Annotated in this window: 16 protein-coding genes and 1 pseudogene; 14 read left to right on the plus strand and 3 right to left on the minus strand. The window is 68.9% G+C overall.

All coding sequences use genetic code 11. The features are described 5' to 3' along the window. Positions 1-41 precede the first annotated feature (41 nt). Entirely contained in the window at positions 42-1,004 is a 963-nt protein-coding gene (locus AB0F44_RS27345) for a hypothetical protein (RefSeq protein ID WP_160026630.1), read from the plus strand. A gap of 42 nt (positions 1,005-1,046) precedes the next feature. On the opposite strand, the gene AB0F44_RS27350 is transcribed toward AB0F44_RS27345, so the two are convergent. Next, complete coding sequence (locus AB0F44_RS27350; RefSeq protein ID WP_357360101.1) at positions 1,047-1,712, minus strand: hypothetical protein; 666 nt, start codon at positions 1,710-1,712, stop codon at positions 1,047-1,049. Positions 1,713-2,009: 297 nt separating this feature from the next. Between AB0F44_RS27350 and AB0F44_RS27355 the strand changes: the two genes are divergently transcribed. The 12 genes and pseudogenes from AB0F44_RS27355 (at position 2,010) to AB0F44_RS27410 (ending at position 13,992) form a co-directional block, all read left to right on the plus strand. After that, on the plus strand, positions 2,010-3,311 hold the full coding sequence (locus tag AB0F44_RS27355) for a helix-turn-helix domain-containing protein (protein WP_357360103.1): 1,302 nt from the start codon (positions 2,010-2,012) through the stop codon (positions 3,309-3,311). Positions 3,312-3,457: 146 nt separating this feature from the next. Next, a pseudogene (locus AB0F44_RS27360) lies at positions 3,458-3,946 on the plus strand (ATP-binding cassette domain-containing protein); the annotation flags it as partial. Between the two features lie 558 nt (positions 3,947-4,504). Further along, positions 4,505-5,227, plus strand: a complete 723-nt coding sequence (locus AB0F44_RS27365) for an ABC transporter permease (protein WP_222118863.1) — start codon at positions 4,505-4,507, stop codon at positions 5,225-5,227. Between the two features lies 1 nt (position 5,228). Continuing rightward, positions 5,229-6,071 carry an ABC transporter permease gene (locus AB0F44_RS27370; protein WP_141801446.1) on the plus strand — a complete coding sequence of 281 codons (843 nt, stop codon included), beginning with the start codon at positions 5,229-5,231 and terminating at the stop codon, positions 6,069-6,071. Further along, positions 6,068-7,348: an MCE family protein gene (locus tag AB0F44_RS27375; protein ID WP_357360105.1), complete on the plus strand. Its 1,281-nt coding sequence runs from the start codon at positions 6,068-6,070 to the stop codon at positions 7,346-7,348. The genes AB0F44_RS27370 and AB0F44_RS27375 overlap by 4 nt, the downstream gene beginning before the upstream one ends. Next, positions 7,345-8,376 (plus strand): MlaD family protein, encoded by a 1,032-nt coding sequence (locus tag AB0F44_RS27380; protein WP_357360107.1) that lies wholly within the window; start codon positions 7,345-7,347, stop codon positions 8,374-8,376. The genes AB0F44_RS27375 and AB0F44_RS27380 overlap by 4 nt, the downstream gene beginning before the upstream one ends. Next, complete coding sequence (locus AB0F44_RS27385; protein WP_357360109.1) at positions 8,376-9,389, plus strand: MCE family protein; 1,014 nt, start codon at positions 8,376-8,378, stop codon at positions 9,387-9,389. Before AB0F44_RS27380 ends, AB0F44_RS27385 begins: the two co-directional genes overlap by 1 nt. Further along, a complete protein-coding gene (locus AB0F44_RS27390) occupies positions 9,386-10,414 on the plus strand; it encodes an MCE family protein (protein WP_357360110.1) in 1,029 nt (342 codons plus the stop codon). The genes AB0F44_RS27385 and AB0F44_RS27390 overlap by 4 nt, the downstream gene beginning before the upstream one ends. Then, on the plus strand, positions 10,414-11,769 hold the full coding sequence (locus AB0F44_RS27395) for an MCE family protein (protein ID WP_357360112.1): 1,356 nt from the start codon (positions 10,414-10,416) through the stop codon (positions 11,767-11,769). Before AB0F44_RS27390 ends, AB0F44_RS27395 begins: the two co-directional genes overlap by 1 nt. Continuing rightward, positions 11,769-12,914: an MlaD family protein gene (locus AB0F44_RS27400; RefSeq protein ID WP_357360114.1), complete on the plus strand. Its 1,146-nt coding sequence runs from the start codon at positions 11,769-11,771 to the stop codon at positions 12,912-12,914. The genes AB0F44_RS27395 and AB0F44_RS27400 overlap by 1 nt, the downstream gene beginning before the upstream one ends. Then, complete coding sequence (locus AB0F44_RS27405; protein WP_357360116.1) at positions 12,911-13,492, plus strand: hypothetical protein; 582 nt, start codon at positions 12,911-12,913, stop codon at positions 13,490-13,492. Before AB0F44_RS27400 ends, AB0F44_RS27405 begins: the two co-directional genes overlap by 4 nt. Next, the gene (locus AB0F44_RS27410) at positions 13,489-13,992 is read left to right on the plus strand and encodes a hypothetical protein (protein ID WP_357360118.1); all 504 of its coding nucleotides are present in this window, start codon (positions 13,489-13,491) and stop codon (positions 13,990-13,992) included. Before AB0F44_RS27405 ends, AB0F44_RS27410 begins: the two co-directional genes overlap by 4 nt. A gap of 18 nt (positions 13,993-14,010) precedes the next feature. On the opposite strand, the gene AB0F44_RS27415 is transcribed toward AB0F44_RS27410, so the two are convergent. Further along, entirely contained in the window at positions 14,011-14,238 is a 228-nt protein-coding gene (locus tag AB0F44_RS27415) for a hypothetical protein (protein ID WP_357360120.1), read from the minus strand. Beyond that, on the minus strand, positions 14,226-14,660 hold the full coding sequence (locus AB0F44_RS27420; RefSeq protein ID WP_357360122.1) for a hypothetical protein: 435 nt from the start codon (positions 14,658-14,660) through the stop codon (positions 14,226-14,228). Before AB0F44_RS27420 ends, AB0F44_RS27415 begins: the two co-directional genes overlap by 13 nt. Before the next feature lie 154 nt (positions 14,661-14,814). Between AB0F44_RS27420 and clpB the strand changes: the two genes are divergently transcribed. Continuing rightward, a complete protein-coding gene (gene clpB / locus AB0F44_RS27425) occupies positions 14,815-17,412 on the plus strand; it encodes an ATP-dependent chaperone ClpB (RefSeq protein ID WP_357360123.1) in 2,598 nt (865 codons plus the stop codon). Positions 17,413-17,457 lie beyond the last annotated feature (45 nt).

Below are 17,457 nucleotides of genomic sequence, written 5' to 3' on the forward strand. Positions count from 1 at the left end.
GTTGCATGCGGCGAACGAGGAGACACGTCACGGCGGCGGCGATGCTGGCTGTGGTCGCCTTCATCATGATTGGCACTGGCAGCAGCCGTGCCGACGAGGGGCCCTATCCTGGTTTGCCCGCGCCAGAAGTTCACCCGGCACCGGTCGTGCACCGTTCTTGGGGTGGAGCGGCGATGGGATCGGCGGCCAAGGCAGAGACTGCCCAGCAGTGGATCCGTACGCCCTTGATGACCTCTGCTTTCGACTTCTACAGCGGGGTCGTGGACAACCCGGACCCGTCGCGCTATATCCGCTGCACGGTCGCCGGCGCGAACGTATATCTCGTCGCGGAGGCCGGGGCGCCGCACAACTACGGGATCAGCCGTGAGGTGACGATTCGTACCGTCGCGTTCGGCGCTATCCCAGTAGAGGCGAGAGTGCGGCTGGAGCAAGCTCGTGATGGTGGTCTGCCACGGCCCATCGAGATCGAGAACTTGACCTGCACAGTCGACGGCGGGGCGGAGGTGCCCGACAGCGAGGTCGACGCCGAGCTTCACACGCGAATCACCTCACTCGTAGTCGACGGTGTCGCGATGCGGCTCTCAGGCACCTGTCGCACCACAGTGCCTGGCAAGATTCAGCTGCACGGAAATGGATACCGGTATGGCGTGGTCGACGGCGTGATCGTCCCTCAGCCGCCGCAGCCGTTCTGGGAGAACGGCCACTTCAACCTCAGCGTTGGTGGCGAGCTGACCGGCACGATCGACGTGCCGCCATTTGACGGATGTGTCACGGCTGGTGGTGACGACCTGTCCGCGCTGCTCACCGCGACGGTCTCAGGATCGGGCTACGCCATCCGCACCCATCAGGGAGGTGCCTTCGGTTGCACGAAGAAGAACCCTGCAGGAGGCAATCTGCCGCCTGGTCCAGGCGAGGCGACGGTTGAGTCGGTGCCGTGCAACCCCGGGACCGCGGCGGTCCCCTTGATCCCGCCGGCACTGGAGATACCTGAGGGCGACCGGTGACGACGCCCGATCGTCACCACCGGTCACCTCGTCGGTGTGGAGTCAGCTGATGTTCAGTGGGCCGTCCGGGATGCTGAGGGACAAGGAGACCTGAAGGTCAACCGGGTCACCTAGCGCGAACATGCCGAGGCAGTCGCCAGAGACGTTCTCTACGGAGAGACTGCCGTCGAAGCCTGCCTCGACGATCGCGAGGCGTTGCGTGGTCTCATCGAAGGTCGCATCCGCGCTGCCGGTGAACCAGAAGTCGCACAGGCCGGTGCCAGGGCTGTCGACGATGTGGAGACTGACGTTGGAGACTGTGCCGGAGAGTGTGTCGGTCCGGGCGGCAGTCGCTGTCGGGTCTTGGCTGGTGAATCTCCACTCTCCGACCTGGGTGAAGTCCAGTGGAGTGCCGAGCTGCTCGGTGCATCCGGTCCAAGCGCCACCCTCGATGGTGAAGGGGTGGTCCGCGGGGGTATTGCCGGTGTAGTTTCCGCTCATCGCGGTTCCGCTGTGTGCCTGTCCCGTCCCACTGATGGAGAAGCAATTCCCCGCGACGAGAGGCGTGAAGAAGTTGATGCCGCCGACGTCCGCGGCGCTGAAGGCGTGGTCGCCCAGCACCGTGCTACCGCCGACGGCGACGTCGTACGGCGGAGTGGCCTGGGCTGCGGCGGGGGTGACGAGGATGAGGCTGGCTGCTGCTGCGCCGATCACCGGAAGCTTCTTCATGGGTGGTGCCCTTTCGGGTGGATGAGATCGAGCTCCCTTCCTCTCGCAGGTCGACGCTCATTTCCATGGGGTGACGGCCGAGACCGACAGATCGGCCGCGCGGATGTCGCGCACGCGACATCCGCGGCTCGAATTTGTCATGCACGTGATAATTCAGGGCCCTCTGTATGCCGATTGGGTCCTCCAGCACTGGCTGATCGGCTCGGTTTCCTCTGTGATGAGCGTCACTGAGTGCGCCGGCTTTACGAAGCACAGTGCTCCCGCGGGCCGGGGATCGAGGGGAGAAGTCGTAGATCCATGAGTCCGACGCAGAGCCAGACGACGACCACCGGAACGCCTGTCCCGCACCCACGACTGCCACGCCGAAGCGCCTCGCGGCAGCTCGCCGAGAAGATCCATGCCCCGCAGGTCTCGCCCGCGGAGTGCGCGGTCATCCGCAGGGTCGGCCGCAGGCTGGTCCCGCAGATCACCGACGAGATCCTGCGCCAGGTCGCCGCCTACTCCCGCCATCCCACCCAGAGGCGTCGCGACCTGATCACCAAGGCCGTCGCCAGCGCCGTGGAGCTCTATGCCGACGTGGTCGAGAACATCCCGTCCGAGCCGGAGACGGTGTCGGCGATGTACTTCGCGATGGGCAGGGGAGAGGCGCTGGCCGAGCGGAGCCTCGACGGGTTCAGGGCAGCCGTCGACGTGGCCACCCACCGAGCGGCCGAGGCGATCCGTCACGAGGCCGAGGGGTTGGTTCCCGACGACGTACGCGGGACGCTGTGCGGCTCGCTCCTCGCCTACATGGGCATCCTGCTCGACGACGTCGCCCGCGGGCACGCCGCCGGGGTCCGTGACCGCGAGGCGGATCCGAGCTGGATCCGGCGCCGGCTCGTCCGCGGTCTCGCTGGAGCGGCGGACGCCGAGGTGATCGATGGTCTCGCCGCGCGCGTCGGCTGGCAGCTGCCGTCGGCGGTGGTGGTCTGCTCGGTCGACACCATCATGCCGCTGGACGCCGTCGAGCGCTCCGGCGATCACTCCGTCGAGCTGCCCCACGGGTGCGCGTGGGACACCGCCCGGCGACGTGCCCTGGTGGTCACCGACCCGGCGGACGTCGAGGTCGTCGGCGCGGTGATGCGGGGGTGGCCGCGTACCGGCCCGGTCTTCGTGACCGTGCCGGTGCCGTTGGCCGATGTGGCGGCCGCGATCCGCTGGACCGAGCGCGCCCGGGAACTCGTCGAGTCCGGGGTGATCCCCGCGGACCCGGTGGTGCGCTGCGCCGACCACCACGTCGCTCTGCTGCTCAATGCCGACCCCGCCCTCACGCGCTGGGAGGCGAGCGAAGCCCTCGCGCCGCTGGAGGCGTTCAAGGACGAGCACCGGCGGGCGATGCTGCGTACGCTGCGGCTCTGGTTGCTCACCGGAGCGAACGCTCCGGCGCTGGCCGCGGAGCTCGGCATCCACGAGCACACGGTCCGCAACCACAAGCTCCGGCTGCGAGCCGCCTTCGGCAGCCGCCTCCAGGACCCCGAGTTCGTCACCCTGCTCCTCTTCGCCCTCGGCGCAGGCGAGAACCCCGCGCTGGACTGGGTCGAGCTCGAGCGCTGCGGCTGAGAGCCTCGAGGGCTGTTTTGTCATGCGCGTGACAAAACCCGGCCCGCATTTGTCGGGCAGCTCGATTTCCTCTCCCGTGTGACGGGGGCCACACGTACTGTCCCGGTCGAAGCACACCCCACAACGGCAGATCAGGAGGTCCCGCGATGGGCGGAACCGTGGAGGTCACCGGGCTCACCAAGAGCTTCGGGTCCCAGAACATCTGGAGCGACGTGACCCTCACGCTGCCCCAGGGCGAGATCACCGCGCTGCTGGGGCCCTCGGGCACCGGGAAGTCGGTGTTCCTGAAGTCGCTGATGGGGTTGCTGCGGCCCGAGGCCGGCATCTGCCTGGTCGACGGGGTCGACATGGTGAAGGCGCGCGAGTCGCAGCGACAGGAGCTGCGCAAGCGGTTCGGGGTGCTCTTCCAGGACGGTGCGCTCTTCGGCTCGATGAGCGTCTTCGACAACGTCGCCTTCCCGCTGCGGGCGCACACTCGGAAGCGCGAGTCGGAGATCAAGCAGATCGCATGCGACAAGCTCGACCTGGTCGGGCTGATGGGGCAGGAGCACAAGCTGCCCGGCGAGATCTCCGGCGGCATGCGCAAGCGCGCCGGCCTCGCCCGGTCGCTGGTCACCGAGCCCTCGATCATCCTGTGCGACGAGCCCGACTCGGGGCTCGACCCGGTGCGTACGGCCAACCTCGCCCAGCTGCTGGTCGACGTCAACGCGGCCACCGACGCCACGATGCTGGTGGTCACCCACAACATCGAGCTGGCACGTACGCTCCCGGACAACCTCGGGATGCTCTACCGCCGGCGCCTGGTGATGTACGGCCCGCGCGAGGAGTTCCTGCTCACCGACCACCCGGTCGTCTCCCAGTTCATGAGCGGCGACCCGATCGGGCCGATCGGGATGAGCGAGGAGACCGACCACGGCGTCAACGACGACTACGTCGAGGGCGAGGCCTACTACCCGTCCGGGGGAGTGGCGACCGTACGCGCCGGCGCCCGCGCCATCGAGGTGCTGCCGCGCCAGCTCGCCCCGGCCAGCGGCACACCTCGCGAAGGTGCCTCGCGGCATGCGGATCGGGTCGCGAGCGGAGCCGCGACGCTCTACACCGCCGATGACGACGAGGTCGACCGAGCCCCTGCCACGGTCCGCTCCAAGGACCCGGTCAGCCGGGGGCTCGACCAGGTCGGGGCGCTCTTCGCGCTGGGCCTGGACACCTTCCGGGCGGCGTTCCGCAGGCCCTTCGCGGCCCGCGAGCTGCTCGACCAGTTCTGGTTCGTCACCTCGGTCTCCTGGATCCCGGCGATGCTGGTCGCGATCCCGTTCGGGGCGGTGATCGCGCTGCAGCTCGGCACGCTCACGGTGCAGATCGGGGCGCAGTCGTTCACCGGCGCCGCCTCGGTGCTCGCCGTTGTGCAGCAGGCGGCGCCGATCGTGACCTCGCTGGTGATCGCCGGGGCGGGCGGAGCGGCGATCTGCGCCGACCTGGGGTCGCGGACGATCCGCGACGAGATCGACGCGATGCGGGTGATCGCGGTCGATCCGATCCAGGCGCTCGTGGTGCCACGCGTGCTCGCCTGCGTGCTCGCGGCGGTGCTGCTCAACGGCCTGGTCAGCGTCGTCGGCGTCCTCGGCGGCTACTTCTTCAACGTCATCATCCAGGGCGGAACGCCCGGGGCGTACCTCTCCTCCTTCACCGCCCTCGCCCAGCTCTCCGACCTGTGGGTGGGTGAGCTCAAGGCGGTGCTCTTCGGGCTCATCGCCGGCCTGGTCGCCGCCTACCAGGGGCTCAACACCAAGCCCGGGCCGAAGGGGGTGGGGGAGGCGGTCAACCAGTCGGTCGTGGTCACCTTCCTGCTCCTCTTCTTCGTCAACTTCGTGATCACGACGCTCTATCTCGAGCTGGTTCCCGGGAAGGGGGCCTGAGATGGCGACGGTGGACGTGGTCAAGAAGCGGTCGCGGCTGGACCGCTCGCTCGACGGCCTGGTGCAGACCGGCCGCGACATCCGGTTCTACGGAAAGGTGCTGGTCGGGATCCCGACGGCGATCCGGCACTACCCCCGCGAGATCCTCCGGATCCTCTCCGAGGTCTCCTTCGGCACCGGCGCGCTCGCGGTCATCGGCGGCACCATCGGGGTGATGACGGGGATGAGCATCTTCGTCGGCACCGTCGTCGGCATGCAGGGGTACGCAGCACTCGACCAGATCGGCACCTCGACGCTCAACGGGTTCATCTCCGCCTACTTCAACACCCGCGAGATCGCGCCGCTGGTGGCGGCCCTGGCGATGTCGGCGACCGTTGGCGCCGGGTTCACCGCCCAGCTCGGCGCGATGCGGATCAACGAGGAGATCGACGCGGTCAAGGTGATGGGGCTGGGCACGATCCCCTACCTGGTCTCGACCCGCGTGGTCGCCGGCTTCGTGGCGATCATCCCGCTCTACGTCGTCGGGCTGCTGACCTCCTACGCGGGATCGCGGGCGGTGACGGTCTACTTCCACGGGCAGTCGGCCGGGACGTACGACCACTACTTCCAGCTCTTCCTGCCGCCCATCGACATCCTGCTGAGCTTCGGGAAGGTGCTGATCTTCTCGATCCTGATCATCCTCATCCACTGCCGGCTGGGCTTCTACGCCACCGGCGGGCCGTCGGGGGTCGGGATCGCGGTCGGGCGCTCGGTGCGGCGGGCCATCGTGGTCGTCGCGCTGCTCGACCTCGCCCTCTCGATGGCGATGTGGGGCGCCACCACGACGGTGAGGATCGCGGGATGAGCCTCTCGAGAGTTCGTGATGCCTTCCTCGGCCTGTGCTACCTGGCCGTGGTCGCGGCGGTGGCGCTCGGCGCCTGGCTCGCCTACGACCAGACCTTCGTGGACCGCTCCGAGGTCACGCTGACCACCGGCACCTTGGGCAATGCGCTCCAGGTGGGCTCGGACGTCAAGCTGCGCGGCGTGCCGGTCGGCACCGTCCGCACCGTCTCGGCCCGCGAGGGCGGCGCCGAGCTGACCCTGGCGCTGGAGCCGGACGTACTCTCCGATCTCTCGGTCGATACCACCGCGCGGCTGCTGCCCAAGACCCTTTTCGGGGAGCGCTATGTGGCGCTGCAGCCGACGCCGGGCGGGCCGGAGCTGTCGGCCGGCGGCACCATCGAGCAGGACCGCTCCGACGAGGCGGTCGAGCTGGAGCAGGTGCTCGACGAGCTGCTCCCGGTGCTCAAGGCGATCCAGCCCCACAAGCTCAACGCGACGCTGAGCGAGCTGGCCACGATGCTGCGCGACAACGGAGACGACATCGGCCAGGTCTTCTCGGCCTGGGCGGACTACCTGAGGAAGCTCAACCCGCTGGTCCCGCAGATGGCCGACGACCTGGCCGCGCTCGGCCGGGTCGCGGGCCACTACGAGGAGGCTGCGCCGGATCTGCTGGACGCACTGGACACCATGACGGTGACCGCCGAGACCCTCGTCGACCAGCAGAAACAGCTCGCTGACACGTTCCGTTCGGTGACCACGACAGCGGCCGACACCGACCGCTGGCTCGAGCGCAACCGGGAGACCATCGTCGTGCTCTCCGACACCTCGCGCGACGCGCTCCGCGCCGTCAGCCCGTACGCCTCGTCCTTCCCGTGCCTCTTCAGCGCCCTGCGCGACTACGCGCCGGCGATGGCCAAGAACCTCGGCAAGGGCACCGACGAGCCCGGCTTCCATGCGCTGGTCAGCGTCTCGGAGATCCGGCAGCCCTACCCCTCCGGCTACGTCCCGAAGCTGCGCACCGGCGGCCCCCGATGCCCGTACGTCACCGGTCAGACCGGCAGCCAGCCGGCCGTCACCGGGACGGCCGACACCGCCGAGCGGATCGAGGCACCACCGACGGACCGGGTGCGCACCTTCGGGGCGACCACGGGCCTCGGTGAGCAGAACTCCAAGGGCGAGAACCAGCTGATCGCCGAGGTGATGGCACCAGCGGAAGGCCTGGCACCTGATGAGTATCCGACCTGGTCGAGCCTGCTGCTCGGCCCGACCCTGCGAGGCACGGAGGTGATCGTGCGATGAGGGTCAACTCAGGCGGCTCGGTCGTGGTGACGCTCACCAAGTCGGTGGTCTTCGCGCTGGTGACCGTGCTCGCGATGGCAGCGCTGGCGACGACGATCTCCAACGGCTCGACCTCGTCGGGGCGTACGTTCACAGCGCTCTTCACCGACGTGACCAGCCTCAACAAGGGCGACGACGTGCGGATGGCGGGGGTGAAGGTCGGCACCGTCCAGTCGATCGGGCTGCGCCACAACGACACCGCCGAGGTCGTCTTCACTGCGGCCGAGTCGGCGCCGATGGTCGAGGGGACCCGGGCGGAGCTGCGGTTCCGCAACCTGATCGGTCAGCGGTACATCGCCCTGGAGCCGGGCGCCCCCGGCGGCGACGCGTTGAAGGCCGGCTACACGTTCTCGCTCGACCAGACCCAGCCCGCGCTGGACCTGACGATGCTTTTCAACGGCTTCCAGCCGCTGTTCAAGTTCCTCGACCCGGAGGACGTCAACAACCTCAGCGCCCAGATCATCGCGGTCTTCCAGGGCGAGGGGGCGACGGTGGAGTCGCTGCTCTCCTCGACGGCCTCGCTGACCTCGACCCTCGCCGACCGCGACCAGGTGATCGGCGACCTGATCACCAACCTCAACTCGGTCCTCGAGGTGGTCAGCCAGCGCACCGGGATGCTCGACACCACCTTGGTGACGCTGCAGCGGCTGGTCTCCGGGCTGGCCGCCGACCGGAAGACGCTCGGCTCGACCATCGAAGGGATGGGCGAGCTCTCCCAGAGCGTCACCGGTCTGCTGGAGGAGGGCCGCGAGCCGCTGCGCGACTCGATCGACTCGCTCGGCGACGTCTCGGAGAACCTCGCCGAGAACGACGAGGCGCTCACCAAGTTCCTGACCACCATGCCGCAGAAGACCGACCAGATCGGCCGGATGGCCACCTACGGAGGCTGGCTCAACTTCTACATCTGCTCCATCGACGGGCGGATCCCGAAACCCGAGGGCTACTACGGCGACCTCGGTGTGGACTCGCCGGCAGGAAGGTGCCAATGATGGCCCGCTATCCGAAGTCGTTCGCCGAACGCAACAAGATCGTCATCGCCGTGGTCGGGATCCTGGCCATGACCGGCGTCTTCTTCGTCACCTTCTACGCCGAGGACCTCCCCGTCATCGGCGGTGGCGACACCTACGAGGCCTACTTCGCCGAGGCCGCCGGGATCCGTCCCGGCGACGAGGCGCGGGTCGCCGGGGTGAAGGTCGGCGAGGTCTCCGAGCTCGAGCTCGACGGCGACAAGGTGCTGATCCGGTTCCGCGCCAAGGACGTCTCGCTCGGCTCGCAGACCACCGCGTCGATCAAGGTGAAGACACTGCTCGGGCGCAAGTTTCTCGCCCTGGACCCGGGCGGCTCGGGTCGTCTCCGTGAGCCGATCCCGGTCTCCCGGACCACGACCCCCTACGACGTCAACGCCGCCTTCTCCGATCTCTCCACCACCGTCGGGGAGATCGACATGGCCCAGGTCGAGCAGTCGATGGACGCCCTCTCGGAGGTCTTCGAGGACACCCCCGAGGACGTACGCGGCATGGTCTCCGGCCTCACCCGGCTCTCCCGCACCATCTCCTTGCGGGACCAGGAGCTGGCCGAGCTGATGCGGACGACGACCGAGGTCACCGGCACCCTCGCCGAGCGCAACCAGGAGATCGGGCTCCTGATCGAGGACGGCGACAAGCTGCTCGAGGAGCTCGCCGCCCGCCGCCAGGCGATCCACCAGATGCTCACCTACACCGATGACCTCGCCAAGCAGGTCACCGGCCTGGTCGAGGACAACCAGAAGCGCCTCCAGCCGGCCCTGAAGAAGCTCGACCAGGTCTCCGAGATCCTGCAGCGCAACCAGGACCACCTCGACAAGGCGCTCTCCCAGATCGGCGCCTACTACCGGGTGATCGGCGCCTCGATGAGCAACGGGCCCTGGATCGACGTCTACGGCTGCGGCCTCTTCGACGAGAACAACGCGCCGGTGCTCGACAACGACGTCCAGCGCGACTGCAAGCCGGGAGGTACGAGATGAGACGGCTCATCGCTGGGCTCCTCGTGATCGCCGCCGTCGTCGCGATCGGGTGGGGCGCTGCGTACGGGATCCGGGAGGGGCGCAAGGGCACCACGTTCTCCGCGCTCTTCGAGGCCTCCGTCGGCCTCTATCCCGGCTCTGACGTGCAGATTCTCGGCGTGCCGGTCGGCGAGGTGACCTCGGTGACCCCGGCCGGCGAGCACGTGAAGGTCTCGATGATGCTCGACCCCGGCCAGACCGCCGCGGCCGACACCGAGGCCGTGATCGTCGCTCCGACGCTGGTCTCGGACCGCTTCGTCCAGCTCACCGAGCCGTACGTCGACGGGCCCGAGCTCCGCGACGGCACCGTCATCGAGGAGACCGCGGTGCCGGTCGAGATCGACGACCTCTACGCCTCGCTGACCGAGGCCGGCGATCAGCTCGGTCCCAACGGCGCGAACAAGAACGGCGCGCTCTCGCGGTTCCTGGAGGTGATGGCGGCCAACCTCGACGGGCAGGGCGCCGACATCAACCAGGTGATCCGCGAAGGCGCCGATGCATCGGCGACCCTGGCCGACATCGACCAGGACTTCTTCGCCACCGTCGAGAACCTCGACACCTTCAACAAGACTCTGCTCGAGCACGACGACGGGGTCGAGGACGCCAACCGCCGGTTCGCGCAGGTCACCGAGTACCTCGCCGACGACCGCGACGACCTGGCCTCCGCGGTCAGCAACCTCGGCGAGGCGCTCGCGCTGCTGGAGTCGTTCATCAAGGACAACCGCGGCGAGATGCGCACGAGCGTCGAGAACCTGCAGGGGCCGACCCAGGTCCTCGTCGACCAGAACGAGTCGCTCGAGGAGGCGGTCGCCACGATCCCGTTTGTGCTGCAGAAGTACGTCAACGCCTACGACCCGGCGACCAACAGCCTCGTAGGTCGCACCAACCTGAACGAGCTGAGTGTCTGGTCCGGCGACGGCCTCACCGGCCAGACCTCCGAGGACGCGCCGCCGGTCCTGCTTCCCGGTGTCGGAGAGGAGCAGTGATGTCGCGCTCGTCGAGACCGCTCGTCGCCGTGTTGGCCACGGCCGCCCTGGCTCTCTCGGGCTGCGGCCTGGGTGCCGTCAGCGGAGGCGTCTACGAGGCCCCGCTGCCCGGCGGCGCCGACGTGGGGGAGGATCCGATCACGCTGAGCGCCGAGTTCAGCGACGTACTCGATCTGGTTCCTCAGTCCAGCGTCAAAATCGACAACGTCGCGGTGGGCCGGGTCTCCAAGATCCGGCTGACCGAGGACGGCCGCAGCGCGCGGGTGTCGCTGGTGGTCAACGACGACGTCGAGCTCCCCGCCGGCACCACGGCGCGACTGCAGCAGACCTCCCTGCTCGGAGAGAAGTACGTCGCGCTGATCCGCCCCGCCACGCCGGTCGTCGGCGAGCCCCTGGGTGATGGTGCGGCCCTCGGGAGGGGTGACACCGAGGCGGCCGCGCAGGTCGAGGAGGTGCTCGGAGCCCTGTCGATGGTGCTCAACAGCGGCGGGATCGCGCAGTTCCAGGAGATCTCCCGCGAGATGCAGAAGATCTCCGACGGACGCCCGGAGGAGATCAAGGCCTTCTTGTCGGAGATGGACCGGTTCGTCTCGGTCCTCGACTCGCGGTCGGCCTCGATCACCTCCGCGATCGAGTCGCTCAACGAGCTCGCGGTCACGCTGGAGAAGGACAAGACCAAGATCGCAGAAGCGCTGGAGGGGCTCTCGCCGGGCATGCAGGTGCTCGTCGACCAGCGACCGCAGCTGGTCGCGATGCTGGAGGCGCTCGACAAGCTCTCCAAGGTCACCATCAGCACCCTGGACGAGGCCCAGGACGACATCGTCGCCGACCTGAAGCTGCTCGATCCGATCCTCGACCAGCTCGCCAAGGCCGGCTCCGACCTGCCCTACGCGCTCGAGATCCTCTTCACCTACCCGTTCCCCGACGAGGTGCTCAACGCGCTCCGCGGCGACTACATGAACCTGTTCATGATCACGAACTTCCGTACTCCCGCCGGCTGCCAGTCCAAGGGGTGTGAGTGGCTGCAGCCGGCGGTCGAAGGCGGGTCCGGCGGCTCGGTCAGCTCCCAGTCCGGGTCGTCGGACGCACCGCCCGGACTGCTGCCGTCGACCACGTCGCCGGTGCCGGGCTCGTCCTCGCCGTCGATCCCGGGGGAGTCGATCCTGCCCTCCGATCCCGGCTCGTCCTCGTCCTCCTCGAATCCGTCGGAGTCCGGGTCGTCCTCACCCTCGTCGTCCCCGTCTGATCCCTCGGAGTCGCCCGTGGAGTCACCGACCGAGTCGGGCTCGGCGACCTCCGAGACCTCACCGGAAGGCGCGGCGAGCGACGCCGGGTCCGTGGAAGGGAGCGAATGATGCAACGGCTCACCGGAGGCGTACGCGTCAAGCTCGGGCTCTTCGTCGCCCTCGCGCTCGTGGGCACGAGCTATGTCGGCGCCCGCTACGTCGGGCTCGACCTGCTCGACGAGCCCTACCGTGTCGACGTCTCGCTGCCCGAGGGCGGCGGCCTCTTCGTCAACTCGGAGGTGACCTACCGCGGGGTGCCCGTGGGGGAGGTGACCTCGCTGGAAGCAGGCTCCGAGGGCGTACGCGCGGTGCTGGAGATCGAGGGCGACGCCCCCGCCATCCCGGAGGACGTGACCGTGAAGGTCGCCAACCGGTCGGCCATCGGCGAGCAGTATCTGGACCTCCGTGGCGGCGCCGTGGGCTCCGCCCGGCTCTCCGCCGGCGACCGGCTGGCTGCTGGGGAGGAGGCGTTGCCGTACGACGCCTCCCAGGTCATCGAGACCGGCCGCGACTTCGTCGCCTCGGTGCCCGAGGAGGCGCTGGTGACGACGATCGACGAGTCCTACCTCCTCTCCCAAGGAGCCGGGTCCGACCTGCGGAAGCTGGTCGACACCTCGCTCTCGTTCCAGCAGGAGGCCGACCGCAACTTCCTCGTCTCGGCGAGCCTGATCCGCAACTCCGACCAGGTGCTCGCGACCCAGGAGGACTCGGCGACCAGCATCAAGGCGTGGAGCAACGACCTCGCGCTCTTCTCCTCGACCCTTGCTGATTCCGACAAAGACCTGCGCGACCTGATCGGGGCCGCGCCCGGCACGGCCACCGAGCTCTCGCTGCTGGTCAAGGAGGTCGGACAGCCGCTCGGGATCCTGATGAGCAACCTGGTCACGCCTGCGACGCTCTTCGGGACGAACGCGGCCGCGCTCGAGTCGACCTTCGTGACCGTGCCGGAGGCGGTCAGCATCGGCTGGGCGATCAACACCTCCAACGGGCCACGGCTGAGCCTGATGCCGTCGTTCTTCAACCCGCCCGCCTGCGTATCCGGCTATGAGGGCACCGACCTGCGCGCCGGCACCGATGTGAGCAAGGGCAAGCCGTTCAACACCGCGGCCGGCTGCGATGCCGTGCCCAAGCCGAAAACCACGAAGACCGAGACAGTCGAGCCGGGGACGGTTAGCGTCCCCACCACGCTCGCCGGACTGATGGGGGAGCGATGAGCACGACAACGGAGAGACGAACGGAGGCCTCGGTGGTCGAGCCGGTCCTCGAACAGCCGTCGAGGCGCGACCGGGTGCTCACCTGGGCCCTCCCGCTGGTGGCGCTGTGCGTACTGGTCGCAGGCGCGCTGACCTGGTGGCGTGCGACCGGCCACGACCAGGAGATGGTCGACGAGGCCGCCCTGCGTGACCGGGTGCTGATCGTCGCGACCAGCCACATCGAGACCCTCAACTCGCTCGACTACCGGAAGGTGGACGAGGGGCTGAAGGGGTGGGCCGCGGTCACCACCGGGACCCTGCACGACCAGCTGACCAGCGTCTCCGAGGAGGACCGCAAGGTCCTCGCCGAGCAGGAGAAGATCTCGACCGGCTCGGTGATGGACGCCGCCGTGACCGAGCTCGACGACGACAGCGCGACCGTGATCGCGGCGGTCGAGATCACGGTCCGCGACGGCTCTGCCTCTGGTGAGGACGCCGAGCCGACGGTCAAGCGCAACAGGTTCGCGGCCGACCTGGTCAAGGTCGACGACGACTGGCTCCTGGAGAGCCTCGAGCAGGTAGCGGTGAACATGCCATGAGTCTTCTTGTACGCCGCTGGGCACCGTTCCTCGCCGCGCTCGCCCTGATCCTGGGGCTCGGCGCGTTCTGGCAGGCCGACCGGGAACGCAGGACCGACCACGTCGGCAACCGCGCCGTCGTCGATGCCGAGGCCACCACCGAGGTGCAGTCGGCCGTCACCACCGGCCTGCTCCAGGTCTTCTCCTACGACTTCTCCGACCCTTCGCCGACCGCTGCCGCCGCTGACGAGTTCCTCGCCGGCGACGCCCGCAAGGAGTACGACCTCCTCTTCAAGCAGCTCCAGGAGAAGGCCCCCGGTCAGAAGCTCGTGCTCAGCGCCGAGGTCCAGGTCGCCGCGGTCAAGTCACTCGACGCCGACTCCGCCGAGCTCCTGGTCTTCCTGGACCAGGCCTCCCAGCGCTCCACCGACAAGGAGTCGTCGATCTCCGCCGCCCAGATCGCCGTCGAGGCCGCGAAGGTCGACGGCCAGTGGAAGGTCACCGCCCTCGACCTCTTCTGATCGCCGGGTGAGGACCGGCTAGTCGCCGCCGCCTCCGCCGCCGCAGCTCGACCCGCAGGAGGAGCTGCTGCACGAATGGTGGTCGTTGCCGGAGTCGTACGTGGAGCCACACGAGCTCGACCCGGAGCTGCCGCCGCCGCGCCTGCGGAGACCTCGGCGGCGGTTGCGACGCCCTCTCTTGAGCGCGGGCTCGATCAGCAGATAGATGACCAGGCCAAGGACCCCGAGGATGATCAGGATTTCCACGTGGAGCTCCGTTTCCAGGTGCGGCGGGTGAGGTGCCAGATCTGTGAGCCGAGACCGACGGTGAGCACCCGGCGCCCGCCGATCCGGGTGAGCGCCAACCGCCGCCGGCCGTCATAGACCTCGTGCAGGCGGAGCCAGTCGGCGCCGATGGTGGTCAGGAATGCGCGTACGTCATCGTGGGCGCAGCCCTGCTGCGGATGCTGCGCTGCCCAGGCGTGGAAGCGGGCGCGCCAGTCCGGGAGCAGGTCGAGCTCGGGGGCGGCGTGCTCGGCGGCCGAGGAGCGCTTGTGGTGCAGCACCCGTGTCGTCGCGGTCGTCCCGGCGGTGTCGAACCCCGGCGGCGTACGTCCCGCCAGCAGGTCGTCGAGGACCTCGCGCTGCCGCGCGGCGAGCTGGTCGCGTACCGCACCTCGGGAGTCCACGTGAGGAGTGTGCCCGATCGTTTGGTCCGCCGCCGCAATATATAAATGTCAAAGTTGAGTGGAACAGACTCAACTTTGGTTGTGTTGAGATAGATGCGGGTGACAGGCGCTCGCGGCAGACTCAGGTGCGTCCCCAGGAGGAGAGCAGACACAGATGAGCCAGTTTTCGGCAGACAAGTTCACCACCAAGGCTCGCGAGGCGATCGAGGCCGCGCAGCTCGCCGCCACGACGGCGGGCAACACCACGACTGAGCCGATCCACCTGCTGGCCGCGCTGCTGCAGCAGGACGAGGGCACCGCGACGTCGATGGTCACCAAGTCCGGTGTGGACGCCGAGGAGCTGTCGCGAGCGGCGGCCGCCGATCTCGCCGGGCTCCCGCGGGCCAGCGGGTCCACGGTTCAGCAGCCCGCCGCCTCTGGTGGGCTGACCCGTGTCCTGGCCGGGGCGATCACGCTGGCCACGTCCCTGAAGGACGACTACGCCGCCACCGAGCACCTGCTGATCTCGCTGGCCACGGTCGAGTCGTCGGCGCAGAAGGTGCTCAAGAAGGCCGGGCTCACCGAGAAGGGGCTGCGCGAGACGCTGAAGGCGGTCCGCGGCAACCGCCGGGTGACGAGCCAGGACGCCGAGGACTCCTACGAGGCGCTGGAGAAGTACTCCCAGGACCTCACCGAGGCCGCCGAGCGCGGCAAGCTCGACCCGGTCATCGGCCGTGACTCCGAGATCCGTCGCGTCATCCAGGTGCTCTCGCGGCGTACGAAGAACAACCCGGTCCTCATCGGCGAGCCCGGCGTCGGCAAGACGGCCGTCGTCGAGGGGCTCGCCCAGCGGATCATCGCCGGTGACGTACCCGACTCGCTGAAGGGCCGCCGCCTCCTGTCGCTCGACCTGGCGGCGATGGTCGCCGGCGCGCAGTACCGCGGCCAGTTCGAGGAGCGGCTCAAGGCCGTCCTGGAGGAGATCAAGGCCGCCGAGGGGCAGGTCATCACCTTCATCGACGAGCTGCACACCGTCGTCGGCGCGGGCGCCGGGGGCGACTCCGCGATGGACGCCGGCAACATGCTCAAGCCGATGCTCGCGCGCGGTGAGCTGCACATGATCGGTGCGACCACGCTCGACGAATACCGCGAGCGCATCGAGAAGGACCCGGCCCTGGAGCGCCGCTTCCAGCAGGTCTTCGTCGGCGAGCCGTCGGTCGAGGACACCGTGCAGATCCTGCGCGGCATCCAGGAGAAGTACGAGGCGCACCACGGTGTCCGCATCACCGATGCCGCGCTGGTGGCCGCCGCGACCCTGTCCGACCGCTACATCACCGGCCGGCAGCTGCCCGACAAGGCGATCGACCTCATCGACGAGGCCGCCTCCCGGCTGCGGATGGAGATCGAGTCGTCTCCCGAGGAGATCGACCAGCTCCGGCGGGCCGTCGACCGGCTGAAGATGGAGGAGTTCGCGCTCTCCAAGGAGTCCGACGACGCCTCGCTCGAACGCCACGCGGCGCTGCGCAAGGAGCTCGCCGACAAGGAGGAGGAGCTTCGCGGGCTGGAGGCGCGCTGGGAGCAGGAGAAGGCGTCGCTCGAGGGCGAAGGTGCGCTGCGCAAGCAGCTCGACGCGCTGCGCAGCGAGGCCGAGCGGCTCCAGCGCGAGGGTTCGCTGGGGGAGGCCTCGGAGATCCTCTACGGTCGCATCCCGGAGCTGGAGCGGCAGATCGCCGAGGCTGCCGAGGACGAGGACGAGGACGAGGACAACGTCACCGACCGGCTGGTCGGTGAGGAGGTCGCTGCCCAGCAGATCGCCGAGGTCGTCGAGGCCTGGACCGGCATCCCGACCGGCAAGATGCTCCAGGGCGAGCAGGCCAAGCTGCTCGAGATGGAGACCGAGATCGGTCGCCGGCTGATCGGGCAGAAGTCCGCCGTGACCGCTGTCGCCGACGCTGTGCGCCGCTCGCGTGCCGGGATCGCCGACCCCAACCGACCCACCGGCTCGTTTCTCTTCCTGGGTCCGACCGGCACCGGTAAGACCGAGCTCGCCAAGTCACTGGCCGACTTCCTCTTCGACGACGAGCGCGCGATCGTACGCATCGACATGTCCGAGTACGCCGAGAAGCACTCCGTCGCCCGGCTGGTCGGAGCGCCTCCGGGCTACGTCGGCTACGACGAGGGTGGTCAGCTGACCGAGGCGGTGCGGCGCCGCCCCTACTCGGTGGTGCTGCTCGACGAGGTCGAGAAGGCTCACCCCGAGGTCTTCGACATCCTGCTGCAGGTGCTCGACGATGGTCGCCTGACCGACGGTCAGGGCCGCACAGTCGACTTCCGCAACACGCTCCTCATCCTCACCTCCAACCTGGGCTCGAACTTCCTGGTCGACCCGGTCATGGACGAGCACGAGAAGCACGAGTCGGTCATGGCGGTGGTCCGGGCGTCGTTCAAGCCCGAGTTCCTCAACCGCCTCGATGAGGTCGTCATGTTCGACGCCCTCTCGCTCGCCGACCTCACCAAGATCGTCGACATCCAGCTCGGCCTGCTCGAGAAGCGCCTGGCCGCCCGCCGGATCTCGATCTCCGTCACCCCCGCCGCTCGGGAGTGGCTCGCCGAGACCGGCTACGACCCGGCGTACGGCGCCCGCCCCCTCCGCCGCCTCATCCAGTCCGCCATCGGCGACCCGCTCGCCCGGAAGCTCATCGGCGGCGAGGTGACCGACGGTGGCCAGGTCACCGTCGACCGCAACGGCGACGGCCTCACCCTGACCCCCTAGCCCAGGCGTCACCCCGGTCGGCCGAGTGGGCACTTAGGTGCCCAC

It is taken from the genome of Nocardioides sp. NPDC023903 (genome assembly GCF_040639295.1).
In the GTDB taxonomy this organism is placed as follows: Bacteria; Actinomycetota; Actinomycetes; order Propionibacteriales; family Nocardioidaceae; genus Nocardioides.